Raw genomic sequence first — 15,411 nt, 5'->3', positions numbered from 1 at the left:
AAATGCCATCACGTCGAGACTTCCTGATCATGGGCGTATGCGCCGGCGCGCTGATTGCGATTAATGCGCCTGTTTTTGCACGAAACGGCGCCCGGTACGCAAAAGGGGCGACTGCCATTACGCAGGTATCCGGCGATGGAATCCGCTTGACCGGGATCGCCGTGGAGTACGATGCGCCAGTCAATAGCGCGGAACTGTCTGCCGCAAGCTTCAACGTTGAGGGACGCGTCATCACCGGCGTGTTTGCCAGCACCTCAGCCGATTTCGCCGGCCGGGCAGCGGAAGGCCGTTTCGTCATCATTACGCTGTCGCCCGAGGATAAAAATGCCCTGCTTGCTGAGAAAGTGCAGTCGCAGAATGGAGATCGCAAGCAATCCTCTGGCGGCATGGGCCCCGGAAAGGCGGGTGATATTCCGGTCTATGACACTATCTACAAAACTGCCGCCGCCAGGGTCGTTCAGTCTGGACCCGTCACGATGAGCGACGGTCATACCATTCCCGCAAGTACCGAGGGATTGGAAACGACCAAGGTCGAGAATCTGATCGTTGACGATTTTCAGCAGTTGGAATTCCACGACCCGAAGACAGGCAAGAAACTTCGCTACAACCTGTTCGTGCCGAAAGATTATGACGCAGGAAAATCCTATCCGCTGGTGCTGTTCATGCACGATGCCGGAGCAACCAGTGACGTGACGCCAACCACGCTATATCAAGGGCTGGGCGCGGTAGTCTGGGCAAGCCCTGAAGATCAGGCCAAACGGCCATGCTTCGTTCTGGCGCCCCAATATGCCGAAATCATCGCTGATGACGATTCGCAAACATCCGATATGCTGGACACCACCATCAATCTCATCAATACGCTGGCGGAGCAATACCGTATCGACCGTAACCGGCTCTACACCACCGGCCAGTCGGGCGGCTGTATGATGTCGATCGCAATGGACATCAAGTACCCGACGTTCTTCGCCGCGTCATTCCTGGTGGCAGGCCAATGGGAGCCCGCGCTGGTGAAACCGCTCGCCCGGCAGAAGCTCTGGATCCTGGTCTCACAGGATGACAATAAGGCTTATCCCGGACAGAACGCCATCACGGCCGCGCTGGAAAAAGACGGGGCGAAAATCAGCCGCGCCGTCTGGGATGGAACCTGGACGCCGGAGCAATTCCGCGCCGCTTTCGAGAAAATAGACGCCGAGGGCAGTCCGATCAATTACGTGACCTTCCGCAAAGGCACCGTCATCCCGGAAAATCAGTCAGCGGAAGGCGCCAGCGGGCACCGGAACACCTGGCGCATCGCGTACACGATTGAGCCGATCCGTGAATGGATCTTTCGGCAGAACAAAAACCCGTTCCAGAATGATGGCGCCGCCTAGCAGCATCGAAGGCGGATATGGCTGAATGGGCGGGACGCGGCGGAATACGACATGCATCGGCGGTATTCCGCGCCGCCGGAAAGGCTGGTTACGTCTAATAACGGGTCGGCGGTACGCCGAACATCTTCCGGAAGGCATAGGAGAAAGATGCGGTGCTGGAGTAGCCCAGGTCCAAAGCCACCTGGGTTACGCTGCAATTATTTTTCAGCATGATCACCGACTCCAACAGCCGCATCCGTTTTTTCCATTCGCTGAAGGCTACCCCCGTTTCTTTTTTGAAACGACGTGAAAAGGTGCGTACCGACATCCCGACGTTGGCCGCCCACTGATCAATACTGTGTCCTTCATCCGGGGTTTCCTGAATTTCCCGGCATACCCGCATCAATGCCGGAGAGCCAGGCCATGGCAGAGAAAAACCGGCATCCGGCAGTTTCTGGATCTGCGCGATCAGCACGTTGACCAGCATGCCGTCATCCCCGGCGCTGTCATACTGTTCCGGAACATGCTCTGTCGCATAATGAATGAATTCTCTGACGAAGCTGCTGATCTGCACCACCCGGCAACTATTGTGATTGATCGCCACGAAATCCTGTTCGATATACAGGCTTTCCAACAGCACGTCGCTGGTGGTCAGAACGCGGTGCGGCACGTTCGCCGGGATCCATATGCCGTAGAAAACCGGCACAATCAGCGTCCTTCCCTCGATTTCTACCCGCATCCCCCCTTCGCGCGCGTACAGAAATTCGACAAACGGGTGTTGATGCTGCTCGACGAGTACGCCTTTTCCCCACCGGCAGGTGCGGAAATAGACGGAACGAGGCAGCGTCAGCCGCTCAGGAGCCGCAACAAGCTGAATCATCGCGTCCTCATAAAGTGGGAAACGGGAAGGGTATGGTATGGCCGCTAATCGACATAAATTGTCCTTTCATGATAATACAGGCCGGTGCAATTACCTGATAATAAATCATCCCTATTTGAGATTTCAAAAAGAACAGGAAACTGGCGATGCATCCCGCTTATATCCAGGATCATTAATTTTCCTTACCCCCACAATCAGTACGCAATGACCTGAATCAGGCGGAAGGCAGCAACGCTGCTTTTATGCAAGGCAAAGAGATCTATTACTGTTAGCGGATAACAACGCGATTCACTGTTAAACCAGGAAGAGACTATGAGTAATATATGCGCGGTCAATAGCTGCGATGATAAGAACGAATGGCTTCGTATCGCAGACGATATGCTCACCCAATCCGGCATGACCATTAACGGTGCGGAACCCTGGGATATTCATGTTAACCACTCTTCGTTTTTCAAACGAGTATTACAACAAGGTTCCATCGGGCTGGGAGAAAGCTATATGGACGGCTGGTGGGATTGCGACAGGCTGGATATGTTCTTTCACCGAATACTGCGCGCCCATCTCGATGAAAAAATGCCGTCCCGCGTTAATGACATTCTGCGCATTGCCATCGCCCGGCTAACCAATCTCCAGTCAAGGAAACGCGCCTGGATCGTGGGGAAAGAACATTATGATCTGGGCAATGACCTGTTCTGTCACCTGCTTGATCCCTACATGCAATATTCCTGCGGGTACTGGAAGCGGGCCGATAACCTATGCGATGCCCAGCGGGATAAGCTGGACATGATTTGTAATAAGTTGCAACTCCAACCGGGCATGACGCTGCTGGACATCGGCTGCGGCTGGGGCGGGCTGGCGGCTTATGCGGCGCAGCACTATGGCGTCACCGTTCATGGCGTGACCATTTCCGCCGAGCAGCAGGCCTTTGCGGAAAAGCACTACGGTAATCTGGACATCCATATTCTGTTGCAGGACTACCGTGATTTACATCAGCAGTATGACCGCATCGTGTCCGTGGGCATGTTTGAACATGTCGGCCCGAAAAATTACGCCACTTATTTTGAGGTCGCCAACCGTTGCCTGAAACCGGACGGTATTTTTCTTCTTCATACCATCGGCGCCAATCAAACGGCTCATAACGTCGATCCGTGGATTAACAAATATATTTTTCCCAATGGATGTCTTCCCTCGGTAAAACAGATTGCCAGCGCGAGTGAAAAATACTTTGTCATGGAAGACTGGCATAACTTCGGTTCGGATTACGATAAAACGCTGATGGCCTGGCATCAGAATTTCCTCGCCGGGTGGCCTCAGTTGAAAGAGAATTATTCCGAACGCTTCAAAAGAATGTTTGTTTATTATCTTAACGCCTGTGCCGGCGCATTTCGGGCCAGAGACATTCAATTATGGCAAGTGGTCTTTACCCGCGGCCTCGAGCACGGATTACAGGTGCCACGTTAACCGATACAGATACCCCCCTTCTCTCTCCAGTAAACCATGCCGGGGCCATTCCCCGCGGTGATGGATGCGCCGTGGGAACACAATCGAGCATCCAGACGGTAGATTTGCGGCGCGCCCTGTACACAGGGCGCGCCGACGTTTATCTGGCAGCGCGGCTGGCGGAAGTTTTAAAGTGCCTGATGACGCTGCGGATAATAGGATACAACAGGGTGAACGCCGCCAGCCCCAGCAGGACCGCGGTAATGGGATGGGTATAGATGAAATCCATGCTGCCGTTGGATATCGACATCGCCCGGCGGAAGTTGCTTTCCGCCATCGGCCCCAGAATCAGCGCCAGTACGACCGGCGAGGGGGGAAATTCGAACTTGGCCATCACGTAGCCCACGACGCCGGCCACCAGCATGATGCCGATATCGAAGATGCTGTTGTTGATGGCGTAGGTGCCGATGATGGACAGCGCCATGATCAGCGGCGTGAGAATGGGTTTCGGGATTTGCAGCATTTTCACGATCAGCTTCAGCGATCCCAGCCCCATGATCAGCATGACGGCGTAACAGAACAGCATACCGGCGAAAATGGTGAACACCATATCGCCGTGTTCCTTGAACAGCATCGGCCCCGGCTGTAGTCCCTGTAGCGTCATGGCGCCCAGCATGATCGCGGTGACGGCGTCGCCGGGGATCCCCAGCGTCATCATCGGCAGCATGGCGCCGCCGGTACAGCCGTTTGCGCCGGCTTCGCAGGCGGCGACGGCGGTGATTTCGCCTTTGCCGAAGTTTTCCGGGGTTTTGCTGAAGCGCTTGGCCTCGTTATAGGCGACGAAAGCCCCGATCTCCGCGCCGACGCCGGGGATGGTGCCGATGAAAACGCCGATGCCCGACGAACGCAGAATGGTCGCCAGACAACGCTTGATCGTGGCCTTGGTGGGGATTACGCTGCCAATCGCGACGGCGCTTTTCTTGACCAGATCGGTTTCCGCCATACCTTTAAACGCTTCGGATGCGGCGAACAGGCCAATCATCACCGGAATAAAGGGAACGTTCATCAGCTCGGGAAATCCGCCGGTGAAACGGGGGAACCCGGTCATGGGATCGAGCCCGACGGTTGCGATGAGCAAGCCGATGAAACCGGCGATAATCCCTTTAATCATCGATTTGCCGGCAATGCTGGAAATGATGCTCAGGCCGAATATCGCCAGCGCGAAATTTTCCGCGGCGCTGAATTTCAGGGCGATGCGGGCAAGCATCGGCGCCAGGAAGACCAGCACCAAAACGCTGATGGTGCCGCCGATAGTGGAGGAGATGATGGCGATCCCCAACGCGCTGCCGCCTTCTCCCCGTTTGGTCAGCTCATAACCGTCAATCGCCGTGGCCGCCGCGGCGGGCGTGCCAGGGATCCTCAGCAGAATGGCGATGATGGAACCGCCGTACACGCCGCCGAAAAATACCCCGCTAATCATCAGCAGACCGGTCACCGGATCCATGCCAAAGGTAAACGGCAGCAGAATGGCTACCCCCATGGTGGCGGTAAGACCGGGCAGCGCCCCCACCATAATGCCCAGAAACACGCCGAACACGGATAACAACAGCGCCGTAGGGTGATTGAACAATGCGATGAAGCCATCTGCAAGCATGGATAGTTCTTGCATATTTTTACCTCTTTACGATGCTTTGCCGTTTATTCGAACAGCAGACCAACGGGGACGGCCACATTCAGACCAAGATAGAAAATCACGTAGGTCAATCCCGTGATGGCAATGGCGATGACGGGATTCCATATTTTGTGTTTGAACGCCATGAGCCACATCAGGAATATCAGATACGGGATCATGGAAACGATGTACCCGAAATAATACATACCGAAGAAACAGGCAAAGGATGCCAGTATGCCCAGAACGGTTTTCCCGTGTCGGATATCCACATCGTCGGGCGATGGCGGGGCGGAGATCGTAATGCCGGCGCGTTTATTGCGCCTGATAATGGACAGGTTATTAAAAATTAATATTAACGCGAGCAGTATCAGCACCACGGAATAAAATACCGGAAAGCGCGAGGGGCCGATATCGGTCGCCAGACGCGAAGCCGGAAACTTCTGTGCGGCAACGATAGCGGCCAACGACACCAGGATCAGAACCACACCGATGACGATTTCGATTTTATGCGCGTTATCCGGTACGGGGATATCCGGATCTTTCGGTTCATGAGCCATATTAATTTTCTCTGATGCTAAAAGGTTTCTGTGGCAGCCTGGGGCCCGGATATCGTATCGCGGACCCTATCCGGGAAAACCGGTGAAAAAGGCCTTATGCCAGGTTTGACGGCCGGCTGTCGTCTATCTGCGACCGAACTACTGCGCCAGACCGACTTTGGTCATTAACTCTTTGAAATAGCGGTTGTCGCGCTCGATCAACTGCTGGAACTCCTCCGCGTTGCGGTAATCGAAGTTCAGATTGATGCGGTTCAGGGATTCGGCGAATCTGGGATTCTCCGCCACTTTGCGCGCGGTTTCCGCCAGCACGTCCTGCACATCCTGCGGCGTTTTCTTCGGAACGAGAATGCCGCGCCAGGTGCCAATGGACAGATCGACGCCATTTTCCTTCAGCGTGGGCACATCTTTGAAAGCAGCCAGGCGTTCATCGGCCATGACGCCGAGGATTTTCACGGTTCCCGCCGCTACGTGCGTGGAGACCTCCGCGGCGCTGACGCTCACCGCCTCGATATGCCCGCCCAGAAGCGCAGTAATGGCTGGCGCGGCGCCATCGTAAGGGATGTTGTTGAACGTCGTACCGGTTTTATCGCCGAGCGCTTCCGCGGCCAGATGCCAGATGGCGCCCGAACCGGAGTTACCGATGCGGATTTTGCCCGGATTGGCTTTGGCGTATTCCATGAATTCCGCAAAGGTATTCCATGGCGCATCGATTTTCACCGTGATGGCGCCCGGATCGGCGTTCAGCAACGCGATGGCGGCAAAGTCGTCGGCATTGAAGTTGACCAGCCCCATATGCGGCAGCATGGTGATCTCCGCGGTGCCGAGGCCGATTTTATAGCCGTCCGGACGCGCCGCGACCAGTTCGGAGAAGCCTACTGCGCCGCCGCCGCCGGGCTTATTGACGATACCGATGGCTTTGGGCAGATATTCTTTCGCTACGTCGGCAAACGAACGGGCGACCAGATCGGTGCCGCCGCCGGCGCTGTAGGGAACAATCATTTCTATCTGCCGGACCGGGTAGTTGGCAGCCAGCGCAGGGACGGCGGACAGGAGCGACGAGGCGGCCAGTAATCCGGCCAGAGCGTGAGGCAGAATATTACGAGTTTTCATAAAGCACTCCAGTACAGAGATAAGGTTTTATAGTTAATTATGCGTGGGATGTTCGCCAGGCCCGCACAAAGGCGGCGGCGTTCTCCCCGACGCTCTCAGGCGACATGCCGGGCTTATAGAGCATGCCGCCAATGCCAAAACCACTGGCGCCGGCTGCCAGCCAGCCGGATAGGGATTCGGCCGTGATCCCGCCGACGGGCAGCAGCGGGATCTCCGCGGGTATGACGGCGCGCCATGCCTTCAGCGTCTGCGGAGAAACGGCTTCGGCAGGGAAAATCTTGACGCCGTGCGCGCCGTTGGACAACGCGCTGAAGGCCTCGCTTGGCGTGGCCGCGCCGGGCAGACTGATCAAACCCAGTTTTCTGGTTTCCTGAATGACGGCCGGATCGGTATGCGGCGAGATGATGATTTCACCTTGATTCTGCTTCACCGCACGCACATCGTTAGCCGACATGACCGTACCGGCGCCCACCCGGCAATCCTGCGGCAGAGCCTGCCGCAGGCGGGCGATACTGCGCAGCGGCTCGGGTGAGTTCAACGGTATTTCGATGATGCGGAACCCCGCCTGATACAGTTGACGTCCGATATCTTCGACCTCATCGGGAGTGATTCCCCGCAGGATGGCAATCAGTCCCGTTTGCCGTAATGTTGTTAAGAAATCCATGGTTAAATCCCCTGATGTTGGCAAAAAACGGCGTCAGTCGAGCAGACCGGCCAGATGGGCGATGTACCATAGCCCCCTCTCTGTCGCACCGTCAGAAATATGAACCGGATAAGGACATTCCAGATAGGTCAGCGCGCGAATATAGCGCTGACACAGCGCTTCGGAGCCGATGAACGTGATCGGAATCTCCTGCTCTGGCTCCGGCGTCAGCCTGGACAACACCGCCAATAATTCGCTGCCAAGCACCAGCCCGGAAAGATAGTCGGCCTGCTGCTGGGCGGTGATGTGTTTGCACAGCAGACGGCTGCGCACGGAAAACAGCGTGCCGAGCAAGCCGACGGATGATCTGTAACGCTGAGCGACCGCCACCCCCTGAGCAAACGCCTCCCAGTCCGGCTGCCCGGAGGGCTGTATCGTGGTGGCCAGAATGGTGTGATGCGCCAGCGCATCGTAAAGATCGCCGGTCATGAACGTCTGGATGTGCGCGATCCGGTTTTGCGCCACTTCAACCCATTTGGCGTGTGTCCCGGGCAGCGCGATCAGCGCTTTTCCCTGCCGCGCCATGGTCGAACGCAGCCGTTCATCATGCTGTAACGCGCCGGCTATCTGGGTTTCCTCGCCACGCATCACTTCAGGCAGGTCGCCGTCTTTCCATACGCCGGACACGATGGAAAAATACTGGCCGTGTCCGGTCTCAACGCGGGTTAACTGCCGGGCCAACTGCCGGATATCGCAGGGCGCCTCGATATAGGGCGCCTGACGCCAGCCCTGAGCGCTGCCAATCATGCCGCAGGCGATCACCGGGCACGCCGGCGTTTCCCGCAGCCAGTCGCCACACGCCTGGGTATAGACCTGAAGGAAAGCCTCTTCCCGACTGGTCGCCGATGGCGGAAGTTTCGTCACGCCATAGGGCAGCGTTCTTTTTTCCAGAACCGAGCCGTCTTTTCCCAGGCGACAGGCGCGTAGCATAGAGGTTCCCCAGTCCAGGGCAATTAGCGTTGTCATCATATTCATCTGGTTATTTTTTCCCTGCCGGCGCTCTGCGACGCAGATTAAACAATGCCCGGCTCCACCCCATTTCGTTGGAAATGGCGTCGGCATAGCCTTTAACGATGTCGATAAGTTCATTCATGCGGCTGTCGGGCATATAAGGCGTAATGCTCGCGACAGAAATAGCGGCAATAATCCGGTTGGAGGCGTCCCGCACCGGTGCGGCGACGCAGCGGATGGTGAATTCATTTTCCTCCAGATCAAATGAATACCCGCCCTGGGCATATTTGGTCATCGTCTGAATAAACGTCTCTGCGTCGCGCTGCGGCTGATTCGCCTGGAAAATGGCTTTCCATTCATCGGCATCCTCGTCGAGGATAAGCGCTTTGCCAATGCCGGTGGATGACAGCGGCATGCGCTGCCCGACGCGGGAACGCATCTCCAGCCCGCGCGTACCGGGGATCTTATCGATGTACAGCACGTCGTTGCCTTCCCTGATGGCGAGATGCACCGTATCCCGGGTCAGCTTCGCCAGATCCTCCAGGGTGTGCTTGGCCGCTATCCTCAACGGGTAGCCGTTAAGGGAACTGGTGCCGAGCTCGATTAATTTCGGGCCGAGATAATAGCCGTCCTTATCCACGAACCTTAATAAGTTCTTGCTGACCAGTGCGTTGACCAGGCGATGCGTTGTGCTGCGCGAGGTGCCCACATATTCGCCGATGGATTTTAAATCGCGATGACCGGCGGCTACGGCATCGATAACCGATAACCCTCTAAACAGAGTCTGCACACCGCTGGCTCCCGCAGCACTTTCCGATTTCATTGTGTTTCCCCTGTGAATAAACCTGAATTGCAGACATTTTTAGCACAGGTGGGGACGGCGCTTTTGTGACGCATTTCGCGAAACTCTATAATGTGGGAGATCGTCCCACATATAGGGATTTTCTGCATAAGTACAGCGGGGCCTGCCCCCGTGTTTCGGCTAGCCATCATATAATCACTCAATATAACTAATGCCAAACTGTCCTAAAGAACATGAGACCAATGCGATTAAAGTAATAAAACATGAGGAGTCACGGGAATCATGACGCTTGCAACCGACGGCCCTATGCAGCGCCTCATGCCAATAGACGAGGTCGCCACGATCGGGCTCGTCAAAACAAATATGCGCTGGGATAAACACCGCAGGTGGCTAAGGTATTGGTATGACGGTATTACTGGATATAAAGGGACTGAGCGTGCATTTCCACGAACAGAAGGCGGTGGATAATCTGGACCTGCAAATAACGGCGGGAGAAATGCTGGCGCTGGTTGGAGAATCGGGCTGCGGTAAGTCCACCACGGCATTGAGCATCATGCGATTGTTGCCCAAACAGGCAACAATCAGCGGCTCGATCCTGTTGGACGGAACATCGGTTCCGCATCAGAGTGAAAGACAGCTCGCCGCGATGCGAGGCAATGATATCTCGATGATTTTTCAGGAACCGATGACCTCGTTAAACCCGGTATTAACTATTGGTCAGCAGGTTGCCGAGGCGCTGCTCCTGCATAAACCGTTAAGCCGGACACAGGCGCGGGAACGCGCCATTGAACTGTTGGACCAGGTCAAACTTCCCAATCCCTCTCGCCGCTTCAACGATTACCCCCATAGCTTGTCCGGCGGTCAGCGTCAGCGGGTGATGATCGCCATCGCCATTGCCTGCCAGCCGCGTCTGCTGATCGCCGATGAACCGACAACCGCGCTGGATGTGACGATTCAAGCTCAAATCCTCGCGTTACTTGACGAATTACGCCGGGAATTAAATATGGCGGTACTGCTAATCACCCATGATTTGGGCATCGTCGCCCAATGGGCCGATCGGGTCGCCGTCATGCATAACGGACGCAAGCTGGAAGAAGGCGCCGTTGAGGCCGTGCTGAATAATCCTCAGCACACTTACACGCAAGGCCTGTTGCGCGCTTCCCTGCATATGGATCAGGGACAGCATTATCGTCAGTCCAGTCTGGCGGAAATTCGTTTTAGCGATAAAACCGGGTTTACGCTCTCACATCCCCCGCTGCGCGCCTCCCAGCGTGCGGCGGCTCAACCAGATGACTCACCCATACTGTCGGTTGAAAATCTCACGGTGACCTACGACAACGATCGGGACAGCGTGACGGCGGTTAACGATGTTTCACTGCACATTCAGGCCGGTGAAACGCTGGGGCTGGTGGGAGAATCCGGCTGTGGTAAATCGACGCTATCGCGCGCCATTATGCAACTGGAGCCCGTGCAAAACGGGAAGGTGCTGTTTAACGGGCAAAATTTGTCGTCGTTATCCCGCAAGGCATTGCTGCCCTGGCGAAAACAGATACAGATGATTTTTCAGGATCCGTACAGTTCGCTTAATCCGCGTCAGCGCGTTGATGAAATTTTGGGTTACGCACTCTCTATCCATGGCATCAAAGATAGACAGGAACGGGAGCGCCGCATCGTGCGTATTCTGGATGACGTCGGCTTACCCGGCACGGCACGAAGCCGGTATGCTCACGAATTTTCCGGCGGCCAGCGCCAGCGTATCGGCATTGCCCGGGCGCTGGTATTACGTCCGCAGTTAGTGATCTGCGACGAGCCGGTTTCCGCACTTGATGTCTCAATTCAGGCTCAGGTTCTTAATTTACTGGTGGATTTAAAGACAGAACTGGGCCTGACCTATCTGTTTATTTCTCACGATTTGGCGGTAGTACGTTATATCGCCGATCGCGTCCTGGTCATGAACGACGGGCGCATTGTGGAAGAAGGCGATCACCAGCGTATCTGGCATCAGCCTCAACATCCTTATACCCGTACGCTGCTGAATGCCGTGCCTGGCAATACGAACCATCGACAGCCCGAAACACGATTCGGTGCCGACAAAGATAAGGAAGACGAAGGAAACGCAGCGCGAGGCGTGTTTCCTTCAGAGTCCGTAGTTTCAAACAGCCTTCGGTAGTTTTCTTATCCACCGCCGACGGTTACGCGTTTCACCATCATGGCCGGCTATTGCTGAAGCGGCCATATAACTGATGAATAATAAGATCTGGGGAAAACACATTATGACAAATCATCCAACCGACCAGCAGCGTCCCTCTGACAGCACCGTGGATGCGGTTATCGAATACGAACTCAATCGTCGAAAATTTCTCGGCATCTCCGGCGCCATCCTGGTTTCAGGCGTTTTTGGCGGGATATGGCCAAATGACAGCGTCGCGGAGGTCGGCAGCCTGCCCAATACCATAACCGGCGCGGTGCGGGGCGGCACGTTGGAAGCGGTGGTGCACCCGGAACCGCCAACGCTGGCTTTCTTTATCAATACCTCCACGCCCGGCCGTACGGTTGTCAGCAAAATTTTCGACGGTTTATTCGACTATGCTCCCGATCTGTCCCCTCGCCCACAGCTGGCGGAAAAGGTGGCGCTTTCGGATGATGGCCTGAAGGTGACGATCTTTTTACGCAAAAATGTCTTATGGCACGATGGCCAGCCGTTTACCTCCGCAGATGTGAAGTTCTCAGCGGAAAATGTCTGGCTACAGTACTCTCCTTTCGCCCGCCGGGTATTCCAGTATCTGACCGCCACGGAAACGCCCGACGACCATACCGTGATTCTGACGCTGTCCAAACCAACGCCGGTGGTGCTCAACGCGCTCGATGTGGTCGCCACGCCGATTCTGCCCAAACACCTGTATGAAGGCACCGATATTCCCAATAATCCGTATAACAACAAACCTGTCGGCACCGGTCCTTTCGTTTTCAAAGAGTGGCAGCGCGGCAGCCATATTTCGCTGGAGCGGTTCGATAAATACTGGCAGCCCGACCGTCCCTTCCTGGACAAGCTGTTATTCAAAATCATTCCTGATGTTTCCGGCCGCGCCACCGCATTTGAAACAGGCGCAATCCAATACGGCGAGCGCAATCCCGTCACCTTCGCCGATGCGGACCGGTTGGCAAAACTGCCTAATCTGACGCTGGATACCGCGGGTTACAACGGTTTCGCCACTTCATTCTGGCTGTTGCCCAATCTGCGCGACCCGATTTTAGGTAATCTGAAGGTTCGTCAGGCCATTGCGCACGCCGTCAATAAAGATCTGCTGGTTAAAACCGTGTGGGGCGGTTACGCCAAACCGGCCACCGGCCCGGTCTCATCCCAGCTAAGCACCTTTTATACCGACGATACCCAGCAATACCCTTTCGATCCTAAAAAAGCGCAGACGCTGCTGGATGAAGCGGGCTATGCCAAAAAAGCGGATGGCTGGCGTTTTAAACTGAATCATGACTTTATTCCATTTGGCGACGACTACCGTCGCACCGGCGAATTCGTTCGTCAGGCGCTGCGCGCCATCGGCATCGACGTGACGCTGCGCGCGCTCGATCTGGCCACCTGGACGAAAAATGTCTTCAAGGATTATGACTATCAGTTGGCCAGTTCCTGGGGGGTAAACTGGACCGATCCACAGTTGGGCGTTGAACAGTTGTACTGGTCAAAGGCGGAAAGCAAAGGTACGCCCTGGACCAACGCCTCGGGATACGCCAGCCCTGAGGCCGACCAAATTATCGAAGCGGCGCAGGTCGAAGTGGATCCGCAAAAGCGTTTGGCGCTTTACCATGAATTGCAGCGAATTGTGCAGCGCGATCTCCCGCAGATTAATATTTTTGAATTCAAGTGGTTTGGTATCTGGACCAGGAATCTGCGCAATGTGACAGACACGTTCAACCACAGTCAGAATAATTTTGCTCATGTCTGGTTTGATAAAAAATGAGGATCGATCGCGGGAAAATGACGCCATGACGAAACGGGTTCTTTTCAGATTGCTTCAGTTGGCGGGCGTGATAGTCGGCGTTGCGACGCTTAACTTCTTCTTGCTGAAGGCGCTCCCGGGGGATCTGGTGGATGTCATCGCCAGTGAAAGCGGCAGCGCCACGCCAGAACTCATCCAGCATCTGCGCGAGCTGTATGGGCTGGATCGAAATCTGTTTGCGCAGCTCATCGCCTATCTGGGGGAACTGGCGCGGGGAAATCTGGGGTTTTCATTTCGCTTCGGCGAGCCGGTGCTGGATCTGATCCTCGACAGAATGCCAGCCACCATCCTGCTGGTTGGCGTCGCCCTGATCCTGTCGGTGACCGGCGGCGTCCTGCTGGGCGTCGCTTCGGCACGGCAGCCTCACGGTGCAGCCGACACCACCATTTCCATGCTCTCCACCATCGGCTATTCGGCCCCCATGTTTTGGGTTGCCCTGATGCTGATCATTCTGTTTGCCGTCAAGCTGTCATGGCTGCCGGCCAGCGGCTGGCAAGATATCAATGCCGGATATACGGGGTGGCGCCAACTGCGGGATATTGCGGCCCATCTGGTGCTGCCGGTGCTAACGCTGGCGATTTACTATATGGCGGTCTATGCCCGGCTGTCCCGCGCATCCATGATTGAAACGCTGTCCGAAGATTTTATCCGCACCGCGTGGGCCAAGGGCGCGCGTGAGAAGCAGGTAATTTTCGCCCACGCGTTGCGTCATGCGTTACTGCCGGTAATCACCATGCTGGGGTTACAGAGCAGCGCCCTGCTGGGAGGATCGATCGTGGTGGAAACCGTCTTCGCCTGGCCGGGACTGGGGCAACTGTCGTTTGATGCCATCCGCAGCCGGGATATTCCCGTACTGCTGGGCGTATTGCTGTTCAGCAGCGTGCTGGTGGTGTTATCGAATCTGGTGGTGGATATTGTGCATGCCTGGCTCGATCCTCGGGTACGTATCGTTAATCGCGGGCGTTGAACGCCAGCAATATAAACTGGAGGTAGAATGCGCTGGTTATTACAGCCATCGGCCATGATAGGTTTCACGATACTGCTGGCCGTGCTGGCAACGGCCGGTGTGGCGACATGGCTTTTCCCCGACGACCCCATGAATATGGTGGGCGTTCCCTACCTGTGGCCGGGACAAGATGCCCAGTTTCCGCTCGGCACCGACCTGATGGGCAGGGATATTCTGGCCGGTCTGTTTCACGGCGCCCGCGTATCGCTGCTGGTTGGCATCGCCTCAACGGTAATTGCCTTAGTCATCGGCATTGCCGTCGGCATCGCATCCGGTTTTTACCGCGGGCGGGTGGACAGCGTGCTGACCGGGATCACCATGCTGTTTCAAACCATTCCGGCATTTCTGCTGGCCATCATTCTGGTGGCTGTCTTGCAGCCGTCCATCACGACCATCATTTTCGCTCTCGGCATCACCTCCTGGACCAGCATCGCCAGACTGGTACGAGCTGAATTTCTGGCGTTGCGCGAACGGGAATTCGTCCGCGCCAGCATTTCTCTGGGAGCTAGCGATATGCATCTGATTTTTCGTGAAATACTCCCCAATGCCTGGACACCGGTAGTGGTTTCCACCGCCCTGCTGATTGCCAACGCGATCCTGTCCGAAGCCGGTTTATCTTTCCTCGGTCTGGGCGATCCCAACGTGGTGAGCTGGGGATCGATGATTGGCACCGGGCGGGATGCGCTGCGGACCGGATGGTATATGACCGCCCTCCCCGGCGTGGCCATTATGTTGACGGTCATGGCGCTTAATCTGTTGAGCGACGCGTTGCATACCGCGCTTAACCCGCGTTTGCGGCGCCGGGGAACGACGTTATCCGTCCTGTAAAACAACCGGGGTTCATCTCCAAAGGAGCAGTCAACTATATCTAATTCAATGAGCATTCACCCGACTACGCTGATGTTCTCCGGCGACTTGCTTATAAAAA

General features: G+C 55.8%; 13 protein-coding genes. 6 read left to right on the top strand and 7 right to left on the bottom strand.

Annotated elements, in window-relative coordinates:
* Positions 1-2: 2 nt before the first annotated feature.
* Positions 3-1,370, top strand: coding sequence for a carboxylesterase family protein (locus DDT52_RS03355; RefSeq protein WP_136155100.1), 1,368 nt, complete (start codon positions 3-5; stop codon positions 1,368-1,370).
* 94 nt (positions 1,371-1,464) lie between these two features.
* Here the strand turns inward: DDT52_RS03355 and DDT52_RS03350 are convergent, their stop codons facing one another.
* Entirely contained in the window at positions 1,465-2,229 is a 765-nt protein-coding gene (locus tag DDT52_RS03350; protein WP_136155099.1) for a helix-turn-helix domain-containing protein, read from the bottom strand.
* A gap of 312 nt (positions 2,230-2,541) precedes the next feature.
* On the opposite strand from DDT52_RS03350, the gene cfa reads away from it, so the two are divergent.
* On the top strand, positions 2,542-3,690 hold the full coding sequence (gene cfa, locus DDT52_RS03345) for a cyclopropane fatty acyl phospholipid synthase (protein ID WP_136155098.1): 1,149 nt from the start codon (positions 2,542-2,544) through the stop codon (positions 3,688-3,690).
* A gap of 139 nt (positions 3,691-3,829) precedes the next feature.
* Here cfa and DDT52_RS03340 read toward each other — a convergent pair whose 3' ends face one another.
* The 6 genes from DDT52_RS03340 to DDT52_RS03315 form a co-directional block, all read right to left on the bottom strand.
* Entirely contained in the window at positions 3,830-5,338 is a 1,509-nt protein-coding gene (locus tag DDT52_RS03340; RefSeq protein WP_109053111.1) for a tripartite tricarboxylate transporter permease, read from the bottom strand.
* A 29-nt stretch (positions 5,339-5,367) separates the two neighbouring features.
* Positions 5,368-5,898, bottom strand: coding sequence for a tripartite tricarboxylate transporter TctB family protein (locus DDT52_RS03335; protein ID WP_136155097.1), 531 nt, complete (start codon positions 5,896-5,898; stop codon positions 5,368-5,370).
* A 138-nt stretch (positions 5,899-6,036) separates the two neighbouring features.
* Complete coding sequence (locus tag DDT52_RS03330; protein ID WP_136155096.1) at positions 6,037-7,008, bottom strand: tripartite tricarboxylate transporter substrate binding protein; 972 nt, start codon at positions 7,006-7,008, stop codon at positions 6,037-6,039.
* Positions 7,009-7,045: 37 nt separating this feature from the next.
* The gene (locus DDT52_RS03325; RefSeq protein ID WP_136155095.1) at positions 7,046-7,672 is read right to left on the bottom strand and encodes a 2-dehydro-3-deoxy-6-phosphogalactonate aldolase; all 627 of its coding nucleotides are present in this window, start codon (positions 7,670-7,672) and stop codon (positions 7,046-7,048) included.
* Between the two features lie 33 nt (positions 7,673-7,705).
* Complete coding sequence (locus DDT52_RS03320; protein WP_210732664.1) at positions 7,706-8,686, bottom strand: 2-dehydro-3-deoxygalactonokinase; 981 nt, start codon at positions 8,684-8,686, stop codon at positions 7,706-7,708.
* Between the two features lie 4 nt (positions 8,687-8,690).
* The gene (locus DDT52_RS03315) at positions 8,691-9,485 is read right to left on the bottom strand and encodes an IclR family transcriptional regulator (protein ID WP_136155094.1); all 795 of its coding nucleotides are present in this window, start codon (positions 9,483-9,485) and stop codon (positions 8,691-8,693) included.
* Positions 9,486-9,867: 382 nt separating this feature from the next.
* Here DDT52_RS03315 and DDT52_RS03310 point away from each other — a divergent pair, with 382 nt between their 5' ends.
* The 4 genes from DDT52_RS03310 (at position 9,868) to DDT52_RS03295 (ending at position 15,311) form a co-directional block, all read left to right on the top strand.
* The gene (locus DDT52_RS03310) at positions 9,868-11,634 is read left to right on the top strand and encodes an ABC transporter ATP-binding protein (protein WP_136155093.1); all 1,767 of its coding nucleotides are present in this window, start codon (positions 9,868-9,870) and stop codon (positions 11,632-11,634) included.
* 103 nt (positions 11,635-11,737) lie between these two features.
* Positions 11,738-13,438 carry an ABC transporter substrate-binding protein gene (locus tag DDT52_RS03305; RefSeq protein WP_136155092.1) on the top strand — a complete coding sequence of 567 codons (1,701 nt, stop codon included), beginning with the start codon at positions 11,738-11,740 and terminating at the stop codon, positions 13,436-13,438.
* Between the two features lie 25 nt (positions 13,439-13,463).
* Entirely contained in the window at positions 13,464-14,444 is a 981-nt protein-coding gene (locus DDT52_RS03300) for an ABC transporter permease (protein WP_136155091.1), read from the top strand.
* Between the two features lie 27 nt (positions 14,445-14,471).
* A complete protein-coding gene (locus DDT52_RS03295) occupies positions 14,472-15,311 on the top strand; it encodes an ABC transporter permease (protein WP_136155090.1) in 840 nt (279 codons plus the stop codon).
* Positions 15,312-15,411 lie beyond the last annotated feature (100 nt).

The organism is Brenneria roseae subsp. roseae (assembly GCF_003115845.1).
Lineage (GTDB): Bacteria > Pseudomonadota > Gammaproteobacteria > Enterobacterales > Enterobacteriaceae > Brenneria > Brenneria roseae.
Note: the sequence above shows the minus strand (reverse complement) of the source record. Positions and strands in the feature narration are given on the sequence as shown.